We start from the raw sequence: 18,117 nt of genomic DNA on the forward strand, positions 1-18,117 counted from the left end.
GTGGGTGGAGTGATCAGCTCGCGGCGGGCTCCTCGGCGCGCTCGGCCCACACCTGGCGAGCGATCTGCGCGAACGCGGCGGCGGGCTGGGCGCCGCTCACGCCGTACTTGCCGTCGATGACGAAGAACGGCACACCCTGGATGCCGTAGGCCTGCGCCTGCGCCTGGTCGGCACGCACCGCCTCGAGGTAGCGGCCGGACTCGAGCGCGTCGCGGGTCGCGTCGGCGTCGAGACCGGCCTCACCGGCGAGCGCGACGAGATCGTCGATCTTGCCGACGTGACGGCCCTCTGTGAAATATGCCGACATGAGGCGCTCGGTCATCTCCTTCTGGAGGCCCTGCTCCTTCGCGAAGTGCAGCAGCTCGTGGGCTTTGACCGTGTTGGTGTGCTTCAGGATGTCGAAGCGGTAGCCGAGCCCGGCGTCCGCGGCGACACCCGTCACGCGGTCGAGCATCTGCTGCACCTGATCGGCCGGCATCCCCTTGTACTCCGAGAGGAAGTCGATCTCGGTCCCCTCGAAATCGACGGGAGTGTCCGGGGACAGCTCGTACGAGTGGAAGGTCACCTCCACGCGGGGGGCGTCGGCGTCGCTCGCCGTCTCCGCCAGCCCGGTCTCGAGGTTCCGCTTACCGATGTAGCACCACGGGCAGGCGATATCGCTCCACACGTCGATCTTGATGGGTTCCGTCACATCCCGTGCAACGCCACCTGGCCCTCGCGGTATTCCCTTCGCCGCTCCTAGGCTGGCGGGATGCTCTCGGCCGACACCCCGCTCCCGTTCCGCCCGCAGCGCGTCGTCATCGCCGGCACCACCGGCGTCGGCAAGTCGACTCTGGCACGGCGGCTCGCGGAGATGTGGAGGCTCGAATACACCGAACTGGACTCGCTCTTCCACGGCTCGGACTGGACCACGCGACCCGAGTTCCTGAGCGACGTCCGTCGCATCGCCGAGGGCGACCGCTGGGTGTCCGAGTGGAACTACTTCAGCTCCGGCGGCGGTCAGATCCTCGGCGAACGCGCCGACCTGACCGTCTGGCTCGACCTCCCGCGCCGGATCGCCCGCGCCCGGCTGCTCCGCCGCACCCTGCGTCGCCGCATCCGTCGCGAACGCCTGTGGAACGGGAACGTCGAGCCACCGCTGTGGACCGTCTTCCGCGACCCCGGTCACATCCTCCGCTGGGAGATGCGCACCCACGCGACCTGGAAGACGCGGATGCCGGTGGTAGCCGCCGAATACGGCCTGCCCGTCGTCCATCTGACGCATCCACGCGAGGTCGATCGGTGGCTCGCGGGACCGGCGGCGGACGCCGCACGCTGATCGTCAGGACGCGGTCGGTGCGTCCTTCGCGCCGCCGAAACGGCGGTCACGGGAAAGGTACAGCTCGATCGCACCCCACAGGTCCGTCCGCGAGAAGTCGGGCCACAGCGTGTCGAGGAAGACCATCTCGGCATAGGCGGCTTCCCAGAGGAGGAAGTTCGAGGTGCGCTGCTCCCCGCTGGAGCGGACGAACAGGTCGACATCGGGCATGTCGGGCACGTAGAGGTGCCGGCGGAGCGTCTTCTCCGTGATGGCGGAGGGCTTGAGCTTCCCGCGGGCGATCTCCTCGCCCATCGCCCGCATCGCGTCGACGATCTCGTGTCGTCCCCCGTAGTTGACGCACATCGTCAGGGTCAGTCCGGTATTGCCCGCCGTGAGCTGTTCGGCGTACTGGAGCTCCTTGATGACCGACCCCCACAGCCGGGGCTTCCGGCCCGCCCAGCGGATGCGGACGTTCCACTCGTTGAGCTGGTCGCGACGACGGTGCAGCACATCGCGGTTGTACCCCATGAGGAAACGCACCTCCTCGGGTGAGCGCGCCCAGTTCTCGGTCGAGAAGGCGTACACACTCAGGTGCTTCACCCCGGCCTGGACCGCACCGGCCACGACGTCGAGGAGGACCTCCTCCCCCGCGCGGTGCCCCTCGATCCGCGTGAGACCGCGGCGGTTGGCCCAGCGGCCGTTGCCGTCCATGACGATCGCGACGTGAGCCGGGACCGAGCCCTTCTGGAACTCCGGCGGGTACACGCCGGTCCAGTCGAGCGGGCGGTAGGGCACCGCGTCGCGATGCGTGTACGGCTTGGGACTCACCGAGGCGCCTCCAGGTGGGACAGGGAACGGATGCCTCGTTCAGTGTGCCACTGCGCATACGCCGCGATGAGACCGGAGGAAGCCGCGGTGGCGCCGCCCGATGCGGCATCCACCACATCCCACTCCCCCGCCAGGAGCGCACGCAGGAGGTCGGAGGTCTCGGCGCTCACCCGAGGCGACCCCGCCGGCGCGCACGCGGAGCAGACGATGCCGCCCAGCTGCGCGACGAACCAGTCGTGCGGTCCGGGCGCACCGCACCGCGCGCATTCCTGCAGCGACGGCGCCCAGCCGGAGAGGGACATGACGCGGAGGAGGTAGGAATCGAGGACCGATCTCGGTGCGTGATCGCCTCGCGCCAGCGCGCGGAGCCCCCCGACGAGCAGCAGGTACTGCTGCGGTGTCGTCTCGGCCTCGTTGAGGCGGTCCGCCGTCTCGGACATCGCCGACGCCGCCGTGTACCGGTCGTAGTCGGTCGCGATGTCGGCGCCGTACGCGCCCAGGGACTCCGCCTGCTGCACGATGTCGAGCGAGCGGCCCTTGTACATCTGGACGTCGGCCACCATGAACGGCTCGAGCCGCGCGCCGAACTTCGACGACGTGCGGCGGACGCCCTTCGCCACCGCGCGGACCTTGCCATGACGACGGCTGAGCATCGTCAGGATGCGGTCGGCCTCACCCAGCTTGTGGGTGCGCAGGATCACGACCTCGTCACGGTAGGTGGGCACCCATCGATTATCCCGTGACCAGGCACAATGAAGGCGTGACCGAGCCGCAGTTCCTCATCCCCCTCTGGGCAGACCTCACCGCCGTCGGCCTCGGCGGCGTGCAGGGAGCCCTGTTCGCCTCGGGGTTCCAGGGGCAGCGTCGTCTCGATCTGCTCGGGGTCGCCATCATCGGCGTCGTCATGGGTCTGGGCGGCGGCATGATCCGCGACCTGCTGCTCAGCACCACACCCGTCGCCCTCCAGAGCGACGGCTACCTGATCACCGTCACCGCGGCGGCGCTGATCGGGATGCTGCTCGCCAACGTGTTCCAGCGCCTCAACGCGGTCATCGTGGGCCTCGACGCCGTCGCGATCGGGATGTTCGGCGCCCTGGGGACGACGAAGGCGCTCGCCCTCGGCCTCCCTCCGATCCCGTCGATCTTCGTGGGCGCCTGTGCCGCCGTCGGCGGAGGACTCCTCCGCGACGTGTTCATGGGACTCCCCGTCGCCATGATGCACGTCGGGTCGCTCTACGCCGTCGCCGCCGCGGTCGGATGCGCCGTCCTCGCCGTCCTCGACACCCTCGGGGTCTCGGCGGTGCCCGCCGCGATCACGTGCATCGCCGTGACCGCCGTCATCCGCGTGCTCGCCGTGGTCTTCGACATCTCGCTGCCGGAGCAGCGGGCCCTCTACCGTAGGAAGGTCGCCGTCGAGACCTCGACCATCCCGATCATCAAGCCGTGATCGGGCGCCGCGGGGCGGCGACCCCCTGCAGGAGTCAGACGCCCGCGAGTTCGCCCTCGTGGGTGCGGCTGCGGATCGCCCGGTTCACGGCCGACACGATCGCCTTCAGGCTCGCGGTCGAGATGTCGCCGTCGATGCCGACGCCCCAGAGGCGCTGATCCTCGACCTGCAGCTCCACGTAGGCGGCCGCGTGGGCGTCGCCACCGGCCCCGAGCGTGTGCTCCACGTAGTCGTACAGGGAGATCTCGAAGCCACGCTCCCCCAGCACGTTCAGGAACGCCGCGATCGGACCGTTCCCCGCCCCGGTCGCCGAGACGCGCTCATCACCGTCGCGCAGGGTGACCTCGAGCGCCACGTCGCCGGACATGTCGCTCTGGGTGCGGGTGGACAGGAGCTCGAAGCGGCCCCATTTGTCGTCTGCCGCACGGGCAGGCAGATACTCGTCCGAGAAGATCGACCAGATCTGACCGCTGGAGACCTCGCCGCCCTCGGCATCCGTCTTCGCCTGGACGACGCCGGAGAACTCGATCTGCAGCTTCCGCGGCAGATCGAGCGCGTGGTCCGTCTTCAGCAGGTAGGCGACACCGCCCTTACCCGACTGCGAGTTGACGCGGATGACGGCCTCGTACGAGCGCCCCAGGTCCTTCGGGTCGATGGGGAGGTAGGGCACCGCCCACTCGATCTCGTCGACCGAGACGCCCGCGGCCTTCGCGCGGGACTCCATCGCCTCGAAGCCCTTCTTGATGGCGTCCTGGTGCGACCCGCTGAAAGCGGTGAAGACCAGATCGCCGGCCCAGGGGCTGCGCTCGGGGACGGGCAACTGGTTGCAGTACTCCGCCGTCCGCTTGACGTGGTCGACGTCGCTGAAGTCGATCTGCGGGTCGATGCCCTGCGTCAGCAGGTTGATCCCCAGGGCGACCAGGTCGACGTTGCCGGTGCGCTCGCCGTTGCCGAACAGGCATCCCTCGATGCGGTCGGCGCCGGCCATGTAGCCGAGCTCGGCCGCGGCGATCGCGGTGCCGCGGTCGTTGTGCGGGTGCAGCGACAGGAGGACGTTCTCGCGGTGCGCGAGATGACGGCTCATCCACTCGATCGAGTCGGCGTACACGTTCGGGGTCGCCATCTCGACCGTCGCCGGCAGGTTGATGATGACCTTGCGGTCGGGTGTCGGTTCGAACACCTCGATCACCTGGTTGCAGACGTCGACGGCGAACTCGAGCTCGGTGCCGGTGTAGCTCTCGGGCGAGTACTCGTAGTAGACGGCCGTCTCGGGGATTGTCTTCTCGTACTCACGGCAGAGGCGCGCACCCTCGAGGGCGATGTCGATGATGCCCCGCTGATCGGTGCGGAAGACGACCTCGCGCTGCAGCACGCTCGTGGAGTTGTAGAGGTGGACGATCGCCTGCTTCGCCCCGGCGATCGACTCGTACGTGCGCTTGATCAGGTGCTCGCGCGCCTGGGTCAGCACCTGGATCGTGACGTCCTCGGGGATGACGTCGTCCTCGATGAGCTGCCGGACGAAGTCGAAGTCGGTCTGGCTCGCACTGGGGAACCCGACCTCGATCTCCTTGTAGCCCATCTTCACGAGCAGCTCGAACATGACGCGCTTGCGTTCGGGGCTCATCGGATCGATGAGGGCCTGGTTGCCGTCCCGGAGGTCGACGGCGCACCAGCGCGGCGCGACCTCGATGCGGTTGCTCGGCCACGTGCGGTCCGGCAGGTCGACGCGGATCTGCTCGTGGTACGGGCGGTACTTGTGGATCGGTGCGCCCGAGGGCTTCTGGGTGTTTCGCATGATGGTGCTTCTTCTCTCGTCACTGGTGCGGACCCACGACAACCTCCGCGACGAGTTGGTCCTAGATCGAGGACTCGTCGCGGCGACGAAGAAGGAGGCCGCAGAAGCGCATACCGACACGTTACACCCCGCTCGCAGCGCACGACGTTCTGAGACGGATGCCGCGGGCCCGACACTCTCCGGGCATGATGCACCGTCGCTCCCTCGCCGCACTCGCCGCCGGCGCCGCCCTTCTGCTCACCTCCTGCGCCGCTGCGGCCGATGCGGGTGGGACCGCCGCGCCTCCGGGAGCCGCCTTGGCCGCGCTCACGCCGGACGCTCCGACCGGCGAGGTCATCGCCCAGGGGACGGTCCTCGACGACGGGTCCTCCGTCGAGTTGTGCCTGGGGGCGGTCGCGGAATCCGCGCCGCCGCAGTGCAGCGGCATCCCACTCTCCGGTTGGTCGTGGGCGGGCCTCGACGACGCCGCCTCGGTCGTCGACGCCACCTGGGGCACCTATGCCGTCTACGGCACCTACGACGGCGACACGTTCACCGTGACGCGCGCCCCGGTGCCCCTCGCCCTGTTCGACCCGGTCGCCGCACCCGATCCCACCGGGGGCAAGACCGGCACGGCCGCAGCATCGGACGTCACCTCCATCCACAAGGCGGTCCCCGCGGCGATCGGCGACGCCTACCTCTCGTCCTCGGAACAGGACGGCTGGGTGCTCGTCGACGTGGTCTGGGACGACGGCACGTGGCAGAAGGCAGCCGATCAGGACTTCGGAGCCGGGAAGGTGATCGTGCGCTCCGCCATCCGGGAGGTCAGCTGATCCCCCGTCAGGGCAACAGGGCGAGCTTGCCGCCGGGGTGCCCCTCCCGGAGGAAGCGCGCCGCTTCGATCGCCTCTGCGAACGGATACGTCCGTGCGACCGGCACCTCGAGCAGGCCGCGCCGGGCCAGGTCGACGAGATCGCCTCGGACCGCGTCGCGGAAGGCCGCACTGGCCGGCAGCATGCCGCCGATGGCGACGATGCCCTCGGATTCCAGGTCGCGCCGGACGATGGTGATGATGCGCTTCCGATCCTCGACGAGCGCGAGTGATGCCTCGATCGCCTCGTCGGTGCCCACCCCGTCGAGCGATGCGACGAAGGGAGCGTCGCCCGTGGCATCCTTCGCCCGGTCGACGAGGCCGGCCCCGTAGGTGATCGGGATGCCGCCGTATCGACGGACGACGTCGGCGTTCCGCTCGCTCGCCGTCCCGACGACGCGGACCCCTCGCACCGCCGCCTGCTGCAGGAAGCTGACTCCGACCGCGCCGGACGCCGCGTGGAACAGCACGGTGTCGCCGCGTCCCGCACCGCTCAACTCGAGCATTTCGGCGGCCGTTGCCCCGGCCAGGAACAGGTTGGCGGCCTCGGGGTGCGTCAGGGTCGCGGGCTTGGCGAACGCCTTCTCGGCAGGGATCGTGACCTCGGTGGCGTATCCGCCGCGCAGCCGGAAGGCGAGCACCTCGTCGCCGATCGCGGCGGGGCCCGAGCCGATCCCGGTGCCTGGACCGAGGGCGGTGATCTCGCCGGACACCTCGTAGCCGAGGGGGAACGGGAACGACGCGTCCGGGCGGGTCGGGTACTTGTAGTCGGCCGGGTTCATCCCGATGGCGTGCACCCGAATCGTCACCTCACCGCGCCCCGGCGCCGGGACATCGACGTCCTTCAACTCCCAGTCGGCGAGTCCGTCGGGACCGTTCGCGAACCATGCCTGCGCCATGAGATCGTCCTTCCGTGAGATGCCGGCGTCGCCGGTCAGAATCCGAGTCGCCCGAGCTGCTTCGGGTCGCGCTGCCATTCCTTCGCGACGCGAACGCGCAAGGAGAGGAACACGCGGCCGCCGACGAGCGGCTCGATACCCGCCCGAGAGAGGGCGCCGACGTCTTTCAGGCGGGATCCGCCGCGACCGATGATGATCGCCTTCTGACTGTCGCGCTCGACGACGATGTTCGCGTAGACGTCGGTGAGGTCGCTGTCCTCACGGGCGGAGATGTCCTCGACCGTCACCGCGATCGAGTGCGGCAGTTCGTCACGCACACCGTCGAGCGCCGCCTCGCGGATGATCTCGGCGATCCGGTCCTCGAGGCTCTCATCGGTGACGACACCCTCTGGGTACAGCGCGGGTCCGGTCGGCATCAGCTTCAGCAGCTCGTCCGCCAGCACGTCGAGCTGGTCGTCGGTCACGGCCGAGAGCGGGATGACCGCGTCCCAGTCCTCGCGGAGTGCGTCGACCTCCATGAGTCGCTCGGTGATCTCCTCGCGCGACGCGATGTCCACCTTCGTGACGATGGCGACCTTCTTCGCCCGGCCATAGCCGTCGAGGGATGCCGCGATCCGCCGGTCGCCCGGGCCGACCTTCTCGGTCGCCGGCACGAGGAAGCCGATCGCGTCGACGTCGCCCAGCACCTGCTCGACGAGGTCGTTCAGCCGCTGGCCGAGAAGAGTCCGCGGTTTGTGGATGCCGGGGGTGTCGACGATCACGAGCTGACCGCCCGGACGGTTGAGGATGCCGCGGATCGCCTTTCGGGTGGTCTGCGGCTTGTCGCTGGTAATCGCGACCTTCTCGCCGACGAGGGCGTTGGTCAGGGTCGACTTGCCGACGTTGGGACGTCCGACGAACGTCACGAAACCGGAACGGCTGCTCACGGTCACTCCGATCCCCGCGCGACGCGGATCTCTGCGGTGGAAAGGGATACGGGTTCGGCCGCCGGCGCCTCGGCGCGCTCGACGAACACCGTCGCGAGTCCCCGGCCCCGGCCGAGGGACGTGCCGCCCGTGAGGACGAGGCCGCTGTGCTCGACGCGTACGCCGGGGACCGGAACGCTGCCGAGCGCCTTGCCGAAGAGGCCGCCGATCGAGTCGACGTCGTCGTCTTCGAGTTCGATCCCGAACAGGTCGCCGACCTCGTCGAGCCCGAGTCGTGTGCTCACGCGGAAGCGGCCGCCGCCGAGGTCGGACACCTCGCTCGTGCGCAGGTCGTATTCGTCCGCGATCTCGCCGACGAGCTCCTCAATGAGGTCCTCGAGGGTCACGAGACCCGACACCCCGCCGTATTCGTCGACGACGAGGCAGACGTGGACGGCTTCGCGTTTCATCTGCTGCAGGAGCGTCTCGGCGCGCATCGATTCGGGGACGAAGACGGCGGGCCGGGCGATCTGGGCGACCGGCACGCCGCGCCAGGCGGTCTCGTCGCGGTAGGCGAACTGAACGAGGTCCTTGAGATAGACGACGCCCGTGATGTCGTCGGCTTCGCCGTCGGCGATCGGGATGCGGGAGACGCCCTTGTCGAGAAAGAGCGTCATCGCCTCCTGGGTTGTGGCCGCGGCATCCATCGTCACCATGTCGGTGCGCGGCACCATGACGGCGCGCACGAAACGGTCCGTGAAGTCGAACACGGAGTGGATGAGGTCCCGGTCGTCGGCCTCGATGAGGTCCTGCGACGCGGCTTCATCGACCATGCTGAGGAGCTGCTCCTCGGACGCGAAGGATGCGCCGCGGTGGATGCCGGGGGTCAGACGGTCGCCGAGGAGGACGAGCAGGTGCGCGAGGGGACCGAGCACGATGCGTGCGCCGCGGATGAGCCCGGCGCACGCCTTCAGGAAGCCCTTCGCATGCTGCCGCCCCACGGCGCGCGGGGACGCCCCCACGAGGACGAAGGAGGCGACGGTCATGACGACCACCGCCGCCAGCATCGCCCACCAGATGTTCTCGAAGACGAGGGTGAGGGCGACCGTGACGAGAACGGCGGCGGCGGTCTCGATGAGGATGCGGATGAAGACGACGGCCGTACGGTGCGCGTCCGGGTCGGCCGCGATCCTTCGCAGGGCGGCACCGGAACGCGCCTCATCGGCGAGATCGGCGAGGTCCGCGCGGGAGGTCACGTCGAGCGCAGCCTCGAGCGAGGCCATCAGGCCGCCTAGCGCGACCAGAAGACCCGCCGCGATGAACAGGAGGATCTCGGTCATGCGCGCCGGTGGCGCTCGCTCGCGTGGAACGCGCCGATGAGCTCCTTCTGCAGCCCGAACATCTCGCGCTCCTCCTCGGGCTCGGCGTGATCGAATCCCAGCAGGTGCAGCAGGCCGTGGGTCGTGAGGAGGATGAGCTCGTCCATCGTGGAATGCTTGGCCGCCTGCGCCTGGGTCTCGGCCACCTGCGGGCACAGCACGATGTCACCGAGCAGTCCGGGAGGCGTCGGAGCCTCATCCGTGCCGGGGCGCAGCTCGTCCATCGGGAAGCTCAGTACGTCGGTGGGGCCGGGCTCGTCCATCCACTGGACGTGCAGCGCCTCCATCGCCCCCTCGTCGACGAGGAGTATGGCCACGTCGGCGTCGGGGCTCACGTGGAGCTCCGCGAAGTTGTTCTCGGTGAGACGCAGCAGGACGGTCTCATCGACCTCGACGCCGGACTCGTTGGTGATCTCGATGGTCATGAACGTCCTCGCTTGGGCTGTCGGTCACGGGGGCCGGCGGGGCGCAGGCCCGTCCGGCGCTCGGCGCGGTTCGCGAACTCGCTCGCCTCGTCGCGCTCACGACGCGCGGCCAGCTTCTCCTCGTCGTAGGCGCTGTAGGCGTCCACGATGCGGCCGACGAGCGTGTGGCGCACGACGTCGTCGCTGGTCAGACGCGAGAAGTGGATGTCATCGATGTCCTTCAGGACCCGGGTGACGAGACGCAGACCCGAGGCGCCCTGCGGCAGGTCGACCTGCGTGATGTCACCGGTGACGACCATGCGGGTGCCGAAGCCGAGACGCGTCAGGAACATCTTCATCTGCTCGGGGGTGGTGTTCTGCGCCTCGTCGAGGACGACGAAGGAGTCGTTGAGCGTGCGACCGCGCATGTACGCGAGAGGTGCGACCTCGATGGTGCCCGATGCCATGAGCTTGGGGACGAGCTCGGGGTCCATCATCTCGTTCAGCGCGTCGTACAGAGGACGGAGGTAGGGGTCGATCTTGTCCGTCAGGGTTCCCGGGAGGAATCCGAGCCGCTCCCCCGCTTCGACCGCAGGACGGGTCAGGATGATGCGACTGACCTCCTTGCGCTGCAGCGCCTGGACGGCCTTCGCCATCGCGAGGTACGTCTTGCCGGTGCCGGCGGGACCGATGCCGAACACGATCGTGTTCTCCTCGATCGCGTCGACGTACTCCTTCTGCCCGAGGGTCTTCGGTCGGATGACCTTGCCGCGCGACGACAGGATCGCCTCGCCGAGAACTTCGGAGGGACGCATCCCGCTGTTCTCGCGCAGGATGCGGTTGGACTGCGTGACATCGCTAGGATCGAGACCCTGGCCCGCCCGCGCCATGCCGATGAGCTCGTCGACGAGCTCGTGTGCGCGAGCGACGGCTCCCTCGTCACCGGTAAGGGTGATCTCGTTCCCCCGAACGTGCACCTGCACATCGGGGTGCTCCCGTTCCACAGTGCGCAGCAGACGGTCCTGCGGACCGAGCAGCTGCACCATGGCGACACCGTCGGCGTAGATGTGCGCGACGGTGGGTTCGGTGCTGTCAGCCACCGAGGCTCCCTTCGGTGAGCCCGCCGCCCAGCACGTGTGCATGGACGTGGAACACGGTCTGTCCGGCGTCGGGGCCGGTGTTGAACACGAGTCTGAAGTCGCCGCCGGCATGTTCGGCGGCGACGCTGTTGGCGAGGCCGACCAGCTCGGCGAGGAGGGCGGGGTCGCCCGCCGCGAGCTCCACGACGTCGCGGTAGTCCTCGGTCTTGGGGATCACGAGGAGGTGGACGGGAGCCTGCGGAGCGATGTCGCGGATCGCGAAGGCGTTGTCGGTCTCCGCAACGATCTCGGAGGGGATCTCACCCCGGAGGATGCGGGTGAACACCGATGGCTCGCTCATCCTCCCAGTCTACTCAGCGCCTTCCCGCGCCGGTCGGGTCCGCCTCACCAGCGGCCGAGGGCCGCATTGACGACCGCGAGGGCGGCCGGCCCCGCCGTCGAGGTGCGCAGCACGGTGTCGCCGAGCCGCACGAGCGTCGCACCCGCTTCCTGCAGCAGATCGAGCTCGTCGGGAGAGATGCCCCCCTCGGGCCCCACGACGAGGATCACGTCGCTCGCGTCGGCCGCGTCGATGTCGATCCGCGAGAGAGCGACGGATGCCGTGGGTTCGAGGACCAGCATCCGGGCCCCGCGGGCGCGTGCAGCCAGGTCCCGAGTCGTCACCGGCTGGTCGACCTCGGCCAGCCAGGGCCGGTGCGCCTGCTTCGCCGCCTCGCGGGCGATGGTCTCCCAGCGCGCGACGCCCTTGGCCAGCTTCGGGCCCTCCCATCGCGAGACCGAGCGCGCCGCCTGCCACGGCGTGATCGCGTCGACGCCGAGCTCCGTGGCGGCCTGAACGGCGAGCTCGTCGCGATCGCCCTTCGCGAGAGCCTGCACGAGGACCGTGCGCGGCGATGCCGCAGGGACCACCGTCCGGGCGAAGACCTCGACCGAGACTTCCTTGGGTGCTGCGGCCGAGACCGTGCCGGTCAGCCACACGCCGCGGCCGTCGCCGACCGTGACGTCCTCTCCCACGCGGATACGGCGGACGGCCGCAGCGTGGTGCGCTTCGGCCCCCGTCAGCCGGACCGTGTCTCCCGGACCGGCGGCACCGGCATCCTCGATCAGGAAATGGAGGGCCACGATCAGCGCTTGAACTTGCCGCGGAGCTTGGAGAACAGACCCGGGTGGAACTCGGCCAGGTGAGGCGGGGCCGGACGCATCCGCTTCGCGAGCTCCTGCACGAGAGCCCGCGCCTTCGGGTCGAGGTGCGACGGGGTCACGACCTGCACGCCGACGCGGAGGTCGCCGCGCTGGTCGCCGCGGAGCGGCGTGATCCCCCGCCCGCGGATCGTCAACTCGTCACCGGACTGGACGCCCGAGCGGATGTCGAGATCGACGGAGCCGTCGAGCGAGTCGATCGTGACGCTCGTCCCGAGGATGGCATCGATCATCGAGACCTCGAGGGTTGCGAGGAGGTCGTCGCCGTCACGGCTGAAGACATCGTGGGGCGCAACGGTCACCTCGAGGTACAGGTCGCCGTTCGGGCCGCCGGCCGGGCCGACCTCGCCCGAACCGGGAAGCTGCAGACGCAGACCCGTCTCGACGCCGGCCGGGATATCGATCGACACGGTCCGGCGAGCCCGCACGCGCCCCTGCCCCTGGCAGGTCGAGCACGGGTAAGGGATCGTCGTGCCGTAGCCCTGGCACGTGGTGCAGGGCTGCGAGGTGACGACGTTGCCGAGCAGGCTCCGGACCGTCCGCTGGATCTGGCCGGATCCGTGGCAGATGTCGCACGTGACGGGCTGTGTGCCCGGCTGGCAGCACGAGCCCTGGCAGGTCTCGCACAGCACCGCCGTGTCGACCTCGATGTCGCGGTGGACACCGAAGACGACGTCGCCCAGGTCGAGGTCGACACGCACCAGCGCGTCCTGCCCGCGCTCCCGGCGGGACCGCGGCCGGCCGGCGCGCGTACCGCCGCCACCGCCGCCGAAGAAGCTCTCGAAGATGTCGCTGAACCCGCCGAAGCCGGCGCCAGCACCGCCGAACGCACTCGCGTCGCCACCCATGTCGTAGCGCTGGCGCTGGTCGGGGTCGCTCAGCACGTCGTAGGCGTGCGTCACGAGCTTGAACTGCTCGGAGGCGTCCTCACCGGGGTTCACGTCCGGATGCAGCTGGCGCGCCAGCCGTCGGTATGCCTTCTTGATCTCCTCCGGGCTCGCGTCACGCGCGACACCCAGGACCTCGTAGTGGTCAGCCACAATCACCTCTCCGGCCCGCGGGCCGATTCGTTCAGCGCGACGTCTCGTCTTCTTCGAGCAGACGCGTCAGATAATGCGCGACGGCGCGCACCGCCGCGAGATTCGTGGGGTAGTCCATCCGTGTCGGACCGAGGACGCCGATGCGTGCGTGCGAACCGCCCGCGTCGTAGTCGCCCGCGACGACGGATGCCTCGGACAGCCCGAACGGCTCGTTCTCGCGGCCGATGCTGGTCGCCAGCCCGCGGTCGTCGGCGACCATCTCGCCCATGAGCCGCAGCAGCGTCACCTGCTCCTCGATCGCCTCCAGCAGAGGGTAGATGCTGCCGCGGAAATCCGACTCGCGTCGCGCGAGGGTCGCCGACCCTGCCATGACCATGCGGTCCTGACGGAACTCGTCGAGCTCCTCGCCGATCGCGCGCAGCACGATGCGGCGGTTCTCCTCCCGCGGGACAGCGGTGTTCTCCTCGAGGATGCGGGCGATCGCTGCAGCGCCGTCCTTGACGCTCTTCCCGGTGAGGAGGGTCGCCATCGCGAGCTTGAGCTGCGACGCCTCGTCCGCCGACGGCTCGGTCGCGAGGAAGACGACGCGCTGCGAGACCCGGCCGGTATCGGTCACGACGATGAGCACGAGGCGCGTGCCGCCGAGGTGCACGACCTCGACGTGGGAGATGTTCGCCCGCGAGAAGGACGGGTACTGCACGATTGCAACCTGGCCCGTCAGCCGGGTGAGGGTGCGGACCGTCCGGACGAGCAGATCGTCGAGGTCGCCGGTGTCCTCGAGGAAGGAGCCGATCGCCGAGCGCTGCGCCGACGTGAGCGGACGGACGTCGGCGAGGTGGTCGACGAAGACCCGGTAGCCCTTGTCGGTGGGTACGCGCCCCGACGAGGTGTGGGGCGCCGTGATGAGCTCCTCGTCCTCGAGGAGCGCCATGTCGTTGCGGATCGTGGCGGCGGAAACGCCGAACTGATGCCGGTCGACGATCGCCTTGCTGCCGACGGGCTCACGCGTGTCGACGTAGTCCTGGACGATCGCGCGCAACACCTGGAGTCCGCGTTCCGAGACCATCACCCCTCCTCCGCTGGCACTCTCGATCTGGGAGTGCCAATTCTACCGCGCGAGCGGCGATGTGCTCGGATCACGCGGTCAGCGCACGCACGACGGCGTCGGCGAGAAGGCGCCCGCGGCGAGTGAGGACGATGCGGCCCCGCACGGCGGACGCGCCGTCGACGAGTCCGTCCGCGATGAGGGATGCCACGTTCCGCCGCCCCGCGATCGTCGCCTCGTCGACCGCGACGCCGTCGACGATGCGCGAGCGCAGCAGGATGACCTCGAGGCGGCGGGCTTCGGCATCCGGTCGCTCCCGTCCCGCCGCCGGGGACTCCCCGAGGGACAGGCGCTGCGCGTACGCAGCCGGATGCTTCACGTTCCACCAGCGCAGGCCCCCGACGTGGCTGTGCGCGCCGGGACCGTAGCCCCACCAGTCCTGACCCCGCCAGTACGACAGGTTGTGGCGGGAACGCTGGTCCGGTGTCGTCGACCAGTTGGAGACCTCGTACCAGCCGTAACCGGCGGCCGCGAGCAGTTCATCGGCGAGCTCGTACATGTCGGCCTGCAGATCGTCGTCGGGGGCGGGCACCTCGCCGCGGCGGATCTGACGCTCGAGCTTCGTTCCGTCCTCCACGATGAGCGCGTACGCCGAGATGTGGTCGGGTGCGAGCGCGATCGCCGTCTCGAGCGAGGTGCGCCAGTCCTCGAGCGACTCCCCCGGCGCGCCGTAGATGAGATCGAGGCTGACCGCGAGCCCGGCGCCGCGGGCGGCGGCGACCGCCGTCGCGATGTTCGCGGGGTCGTGCGTACGGTCGAGCGCCGCGAGCACGTGCGGCACCGACGACTGCATCCCGACCGAGAACCGTGTGACGCCCGCGTCGGCGAGCGTCCGCGCGACCTCGTCGGTCAGCGTGTCGGGGTTGGCCTCGACCGTGACCTCGGCGCCGTCCGCGAGACCGAATGCGTCTCTGACGCCGTCGAGCATGCGCGCGAGATCCCCCGGCGGCAGCAGCGTCGGGGTACCTCCGCCGAAGAACACCGTGCGGGCCGGACGCAGCGGTCCCCGCGCAGCGAGAACCTCGCGGGACAGCGCGATCTCGCGGAGCACTTCATCGGCATAGGCGTCCTGACGTGCACCCCGGAGTTCGGTCGCGGTGTACGTGTTGAAGTCGCAGTACCCGCAGCGCACGCGGCAGAAGGGAACGTGCAGGTACACGCCGAAGTCGACCTCGGAGTCGACCGCGACGTCGTGCGGGAGCGCGCCGTCGGTAGGTGCCGGATCTCCCAGGGGAAGAGCGGAGCCCATCAGGAGCCGGTGGCGTACATGGGCGACATCGCCTGCAGGTACCCCTGGAACAGCGCTCGGCGACGACGCTTCACGAGCGGACGCCACACGCGGTACACCAGGCCCGTCGGCTTGTCGAACGCGCGGACGGTGAACCACACCTCGTCGTCGTCCCGCCACTCGAGCAGGAAGGACTCCTCCCCGCTGACGACCGACCCGCCCACAGTGCCCAGGGAGAACCCGACCCGCCGGGGTTCGTCGATCACCGAGATGACGCGGAGTTCGGCATCCGCCCTCATCCCCGCGACACGACCGTGGAGGTGCGCCGTCGTGCCGGCGCTGACGAACGGGGTGCCGTCCGCATCGAAGCGCTGTTCGTCGTCCAGTCGGCTCGGCTGAACCGCGTTACCGTCGGCGTCGAAGCCGACGCCGGAGTACATGGGACCGGATGCCGGGCGCACATCGGCGACCGTGAGACCGGCGCCCCGCTGTGCCCCCCACCCGAGGAGCTGCTCGGTCGAGGTGACGAACCGCTCCTCGCCGCTGCCGAGGCGCCAGGACTCCTCCGCGGGGGTCGTCCCCTGCGGCGGATAGCCCATCAGATCGGGGGCCTGCGTGGCCCCGACGGCGGCGTAGTCGACGGTTCCTGCCTGGAAACTCCCGCGGCGCATCGTGTCAGCCTACTTCTTGTCCTTGCCCTCGACATCGCCCGACAGAGCCGCGATGAACGCCTCCTGGGGGACCTCGACGCGGCCGACCATCTTCATGCGCTTCTTGCCCTCTTTCTGCTTCTCGAGCAGCTTGCGCTTGCGGCTGATGTCGCCGCCGTAGCACTTGGCGAGCACATCCTTGCGGATCGCGCTGATGTTCTCGCGAGCGATGATCCGGGCGCCGATGGCAGCCTGGATCGGTACCTCGAACTGCTGACGCGGGATGAGCTTGCGCAAGCGCTCGGTCATCAGCGTGCCGTACGCGTAGGCCTTCTCGCGGTGGACGATCGAACTGAATGCGTCGACCTTCTCGCCCTGCAGGAGGATGTCGACCTTCACGAGGTCGGCGGTCTGCGAGCCCGCCGGCTCGTAGTCGAGGCTCGCGTAACCCTGCGTCTTCGACTTCAGGTGGTCGAAGAAGTCGAACACGATCTCACCGAGCGGCATGTTGTAGCGGAGCTCGACGCGGTCCTCGCTGAGGTAGTCCATGCCGAGGAGCGTGCCGCGGCGCGACTGGCAGAGTTCCATGACCGTGCCGACGTAGTCCTTCGGCAGGAGGATGCCGACCTTGACCACCGGCTCGGACACCTCCGCGACGCGACCGTCCGGGTACTCGGACGGGTTCGTCACCGTGACCGTCTCGTTGGTGTCGGTCGTGACGGTGTAGGTCACCGAGGGGGCCGTGGTGATGAGATCGAGGTCGAACTCGCGCGAGAGGCGCTCGGTGATGATCTCGAGGTGCAGCAGGCCGAGGAACCCGCAACGGAAACCGAAGCCGAGTGCCACGGAGGTCTCGGGCTCGTACTGGAGCGAGGCGTCCGAGAGCTTCAGCTTGTCGAGCGCCTCGCGGAGCACGGCGTAGTCGCTGCCGTCGATCGGGTAGATCCCCGAGAACACCATCGGTTTCGGATCGGTGTAGCCGGCAAGCGCATCGGTCGCAGGCTTCCGGTGGTTCGTGATCGTGTCGCCGACCTTGGACTGGCGGACATCCTTCACGCCCGTGATCAGGTACCCGACCTCGCCGACGCCGAGTCCCTTGGTCGGAACCGGCTCGGGGCTCGACACGCCGATCTCGAGCAGGTCGTGGGCGGCGCGCGTCGACATCATCTGGATCCGCTCGCGCGGTTCGAGCTTGCCGTCGACCATGCGGACGTAGGTGACGACGCCGCGGTAGGCGTCGTAGACCGAGTCGAAGATCATCGCCCGGGCGGGTGCGTCGGCGTCGCCCTTCGGTGCGGGGATGCGCTCGACGATGCGGTCGAGCAGCTCCTCGACGCCCATGCCGGTCTTGCCGCTGACCTTGAGGACGTCCGCCGGGTCGCCCCCGATGAGGTTCGCGAGCTCGGCCGCGTACTTCTCGGGATCGGCGGCAGGCAGGTCGATCTTGTTCAGCACCGGGATGATCTCGAGGTCGTTCTCGAGCGCCAGGTACAGGTTCGCGAGCGTCTGCGCTTCGATGCCCTGCGCGGCGTCGACGAGGAGGATCGCTCCCTCGCACGCGGCGAGCGACCGGCTGACCTCGTACGTGAAGTCGACATGGCCGGGGGTATCGATCATGTTGAGGGCGAACGTGCCGGCATCGGTGGCCCACGGCATCCGGACGGCCTGGCTCTTGATCGTGATGCCGCGCTCGCGCTCGATGTCCATGCGGTCGAGGTACTGAGCACGCATGTCGCGGTCCGAGACCACGCCGGTGATCTGCAGCATGCGGTCGGCCAGCGTGGACTTGCCGTGGTCGATGTGGGCGATGATGCAGAAGTTGCGGAGCTGCGCGGGCGGCGTGGCCGCGGGCTGCAGGGGCGTGAGGGCGCGGGGTGACATGACCAGGCGAGTCTACCGGCGACCGGCTGCACACCTGCTCCGGGGTTCGCGCAAGATAACCGCTCCGATCGCCGACACGCCAGCGGCGAGGGTCATGAGAAAGAGT

General features: G+C 69.3%; 19 protein-coding genes. 3 read left to right on the top strand and 16 right to left on the bottom strand.

Features of this window, described 5'->3' with window-relative positions:
- Nucleotides 1–13: 13 nt before the first annotated feature.
- Entirely contained in the window at nucleotides 14–691 is a 678-nt protein-coding gene (locus BBA86_RS05540) for a DsbA family protein (protein WP_065570651.1), read from the bottom strand.
- A gap of 60 nt (nucleotides 692–751) precedes the next feature.
- On the opposite strand from BBA86_RS05540, the gene BBA86_RS05545 reads away from it, so the two are divergent.
- Nucleotides 752–1,318, top strand: a complete 567-nt coding sequence (locus tag BBA86_RS05545) for an AAA family ATPase (RefSeq protein ID WP_065570652.1) — start codon at nucleotides 752–754, stop codon at nucleotides 1,316–1,318.
- Nucleotides 1,319–1,321: 3 nt separating this feature from the next.
- Here BBA86_RS05545 and BBA86_RS05550 read toward each other — a convergent pair whose 3' ends face one another.
- Together BBA86_RS05550 and recO are read right to left on the bottom strand one after the other, a co-directional pair.
- Entirely contained in the window at nucleotides 1,322–2,128 is an 807-nt protein-coding gene (locus tag BBA86_RS05550; protein ID WP_065570653.1) for an isoprenyl transferase, read from the bottom strand.
- Nucleotides 2,125–2,853, bottom strand: coding sequence for a DNA repair protein RecO (gene recO, locus BBA86_RS05555; protein WP_018186632.1), 729 nt, complete (start codon nucleotides 2,851–2,853; stop codon nucleotides 2,125–2,127). The genes BBA86_RS05550 and recO overlap by 4 nt, the downstream gene beginning before the upstream one ends.
- 35 nt (nucleotides 2,854–2,888) lie before the next feature.
- Here recO and BBA86_RS05560 point away from each other — a divergent pair, with 35 nt between their 5' ends.
- Entirely contained in the window at nucleotides 2,889–3,575 is a 687-nt protein-coding gene (locus tag BBA86_RS05560) for a trimeric intracellular cation channel family protein (RefSeq protein ID WP_018186631.1), read from the top strand.
- A gap of 34 nt (nucleotides 3,576–3,609) precedes the next feature.
- Here the strand turns inward: BBA86_RS05560 and leuA are convergent, their stop codons facing one another.
- The gene (gene leuA / locus BBA86_RS05565) at nucleotides 3,610–5,370 is read right to left on the bottom strand and encodes a 2-isopropylmalate synthase (RefSeq protein WP_065570654.1); all 1,761 of its coding nucleotides are present in this window, start codon (nucleotides 5,368–5,370) and stop codon (nucleotides 3,610–3,612) included.
- A gap of 185 nt (nucleotides 5,371–5,555) precedes the next feature.
- Here leuA and BBA86_RS05570 point away from each other — a divergent pair, with 185 nt between their 5' ends.
- The gene (locus BBA86_RS05570; protein WP_065570655.1) at nucleotides 5,556–6,182 is read left to right on the top strand and encodes a hypothetical protein; all 627 of its coding nucleotides are present in this window, start codon (nucleotides 5,556–5,558) and stop codon (nucleotides 6,180–6,182) included.
- Nucleotides 6,183–6,189: 7 nt separating this feature from the next.
- Here the strand turns inward: BBA86_RS05570 and BBA86_RS05575 are convergent, their stop codons facing one another.
- The 12 genes from BBA86_RS05575 to lepA form a co-directional block, all read right to left on the bottom strand.
- Nucleotides 6,190–7,119: a zinc-binding alcohol dehydrogenase family protein gene (locus tag BBA86_RS05575; RefSeq protein WP_065572196.1), complete on the bottom strand. Its 930-nt coding sequence runs from the start codon at nucleotides 7,117–7,119 to the stop codon at nucleotides 6,190–6,192.
- Nucleotides 7,120–7,154: 35 nt separating this feature from the next.
- A complete protein-coding gene (era, locus tag BBA86_RS05580) occupies nucleotides 7,155–8,051 on the bottom strand; it encodes a GTPase Era (RefSeq protein ID WP_065570656.1) in 897 nt (298 codons plus the stop codon).
- Nucleotides 8,048–9,364, bottom strand: coding sequence for a hemolysin family protein (locus BBA86_RS05585; RefSeq protein WP_065570657.1), 1,317 nt, complete (start codon nucleotides 9,362–9,364; stop codon nucleotides 8,048–8,050). Before BBA86_RS05585 ends, era begins: the two co-directional genes overlap by 4 nt.
- Nucleotides 9,361–9,828: an rRNA maturation RNase YbeY gene (gene ybeY / locus BBA86_RS05590; RefSeq protein WP_065570658.1), complete on the bottom strand. Its 468-nt coding sequence runs from the start codon at nucleotides 9,826–9,828 to the stop codon at nucleotides 9,361–9,363. Before ybeY ends, BBA86_RS05585 begins: the two co-directional genes overlap by 4 nt.
- Nucleotides 9,825–10,853 carry a PhoH family protein gene (locus BBA86_RS05595; RefSeq protein WP_223247113.1) on the bottom strand — a complete coding sequence of 343 codons (1,029 nt, stop codon included), beginning with the start codon at nucleotides 10,851–10,853 and terminating at the stop codon, nucleotides 9,825–9,827. The genes ybeY and BBA86_RS05595 overlap by 4 nt, the downstream gene beginning before the upstream one ends.
- Nucleotides 10,854–10,899: 46 nt before the next feature.
- Complete coding sequence (locus tag BBA86_RS05600; RefSeq protein WP_026302843.1) at nucleotides 10,900–11,247, bottom strand: histidine triad nucleotide-binding protein; 348 nt, start codon at nucleotides 11,245–11,247, stop codon at nucleotides 10,900–10,902.
- Nucleotides 11,248–11,291: 44 nt separating this feature from the next.
- Complete coding sequence (locus BBA86_RS05605; RefSeq protein WP_065570660.1) at nucleotides 11,292–12,029, bottom strand: 16S rRNA (uracil(1498)-N(3))-methyltransferase; 738 nt, start codon at nucleotides 12,027–12,029, stop codon at nucleotides 11,292–11,294.
- A 2-nt stretch (nucleotides 12,030–12,031) separates the two neighbouring features.
- The gene (gene dnaJ, locus BBA86_RS05610; RefSeq protein ID WP_065570661.1) at nucleotides 12,032–13,147 is read right to left on the bottom strand and encodes a molecular chaperone DnaJ; all 1,116 of its coding nucleotides are present in this window, start codon (nucleotides 13,145–13,147) and stop codon (nucleotides 12,032–12,034) included.
- A 31-nt stretch (nucleotides 13,148–13,178) separates the two neighbouring features.
- Nucleotides 13,179–14,213: a heat-inducible transcriptional repressor HrcA gene (gene hrcA / locus BBA86_RS05615; RefSeq protein WP_065570662.1), complete on the bottom strand. Its 1,035-nt coding sequence runs from the start codon at nucleotides 14,211–14,213 to the stop codon at nucleotides 13,179–13,181.
- A gap of 70 nt (nucleotides 14,214–14,283) precedes the next feature.
- Entirely contained in the window at nucleotides 14,284–15,501 is a 1,218-nt protein-coding gene (gene hemW / locus BBA86_RS05620; RefSeq protein WP_065570663.1) for a radical SAM family heme chaperone HemW, read from the bottom strand.
- Nucleotides 15,501–16,151 (bottom strand): DUF1990 family protein, encoded by a 651-nt coding sequence (locus BBA86_RS05625; protein ID WP_065570664.1) that lies wholly within the window; start codon nucleotides 16,149–16,151, stop codon nucleotides 15,501–15,503. The genes hemW and BBA86_RS05625 overlap by 1 nt, the downstream gene beginning before the upstream one ends.
- A 9-nt stretch (nucleotides 16,152–16,160) precedes the next feature.
- A complete protein-coding gene (gene lepA, locus BBA86_RS05630) occupies nucleotides 16,161–18,011 on the bottom strand; it encodes a translation elongation factor 4 (RefSeq protein WP_065570665.1) in 1,851 nt (616 codons plus the stop codon).
- Between the last annotated feature and the right edge of the window lie 106 nt (nucleotides 18,012–18,117).

Origin of the sequence: Microbacterium oleivorans (genome assembly GCF_001691565.1) — a bacterium.
GTDB classification, from domain to species: domain Bacteria; phylum Actinomycetota; class Actinomycetes; order Actinomycetales; family Microbacteriaceae; genus Microbacterium; species Microbacterium oleivorans_B.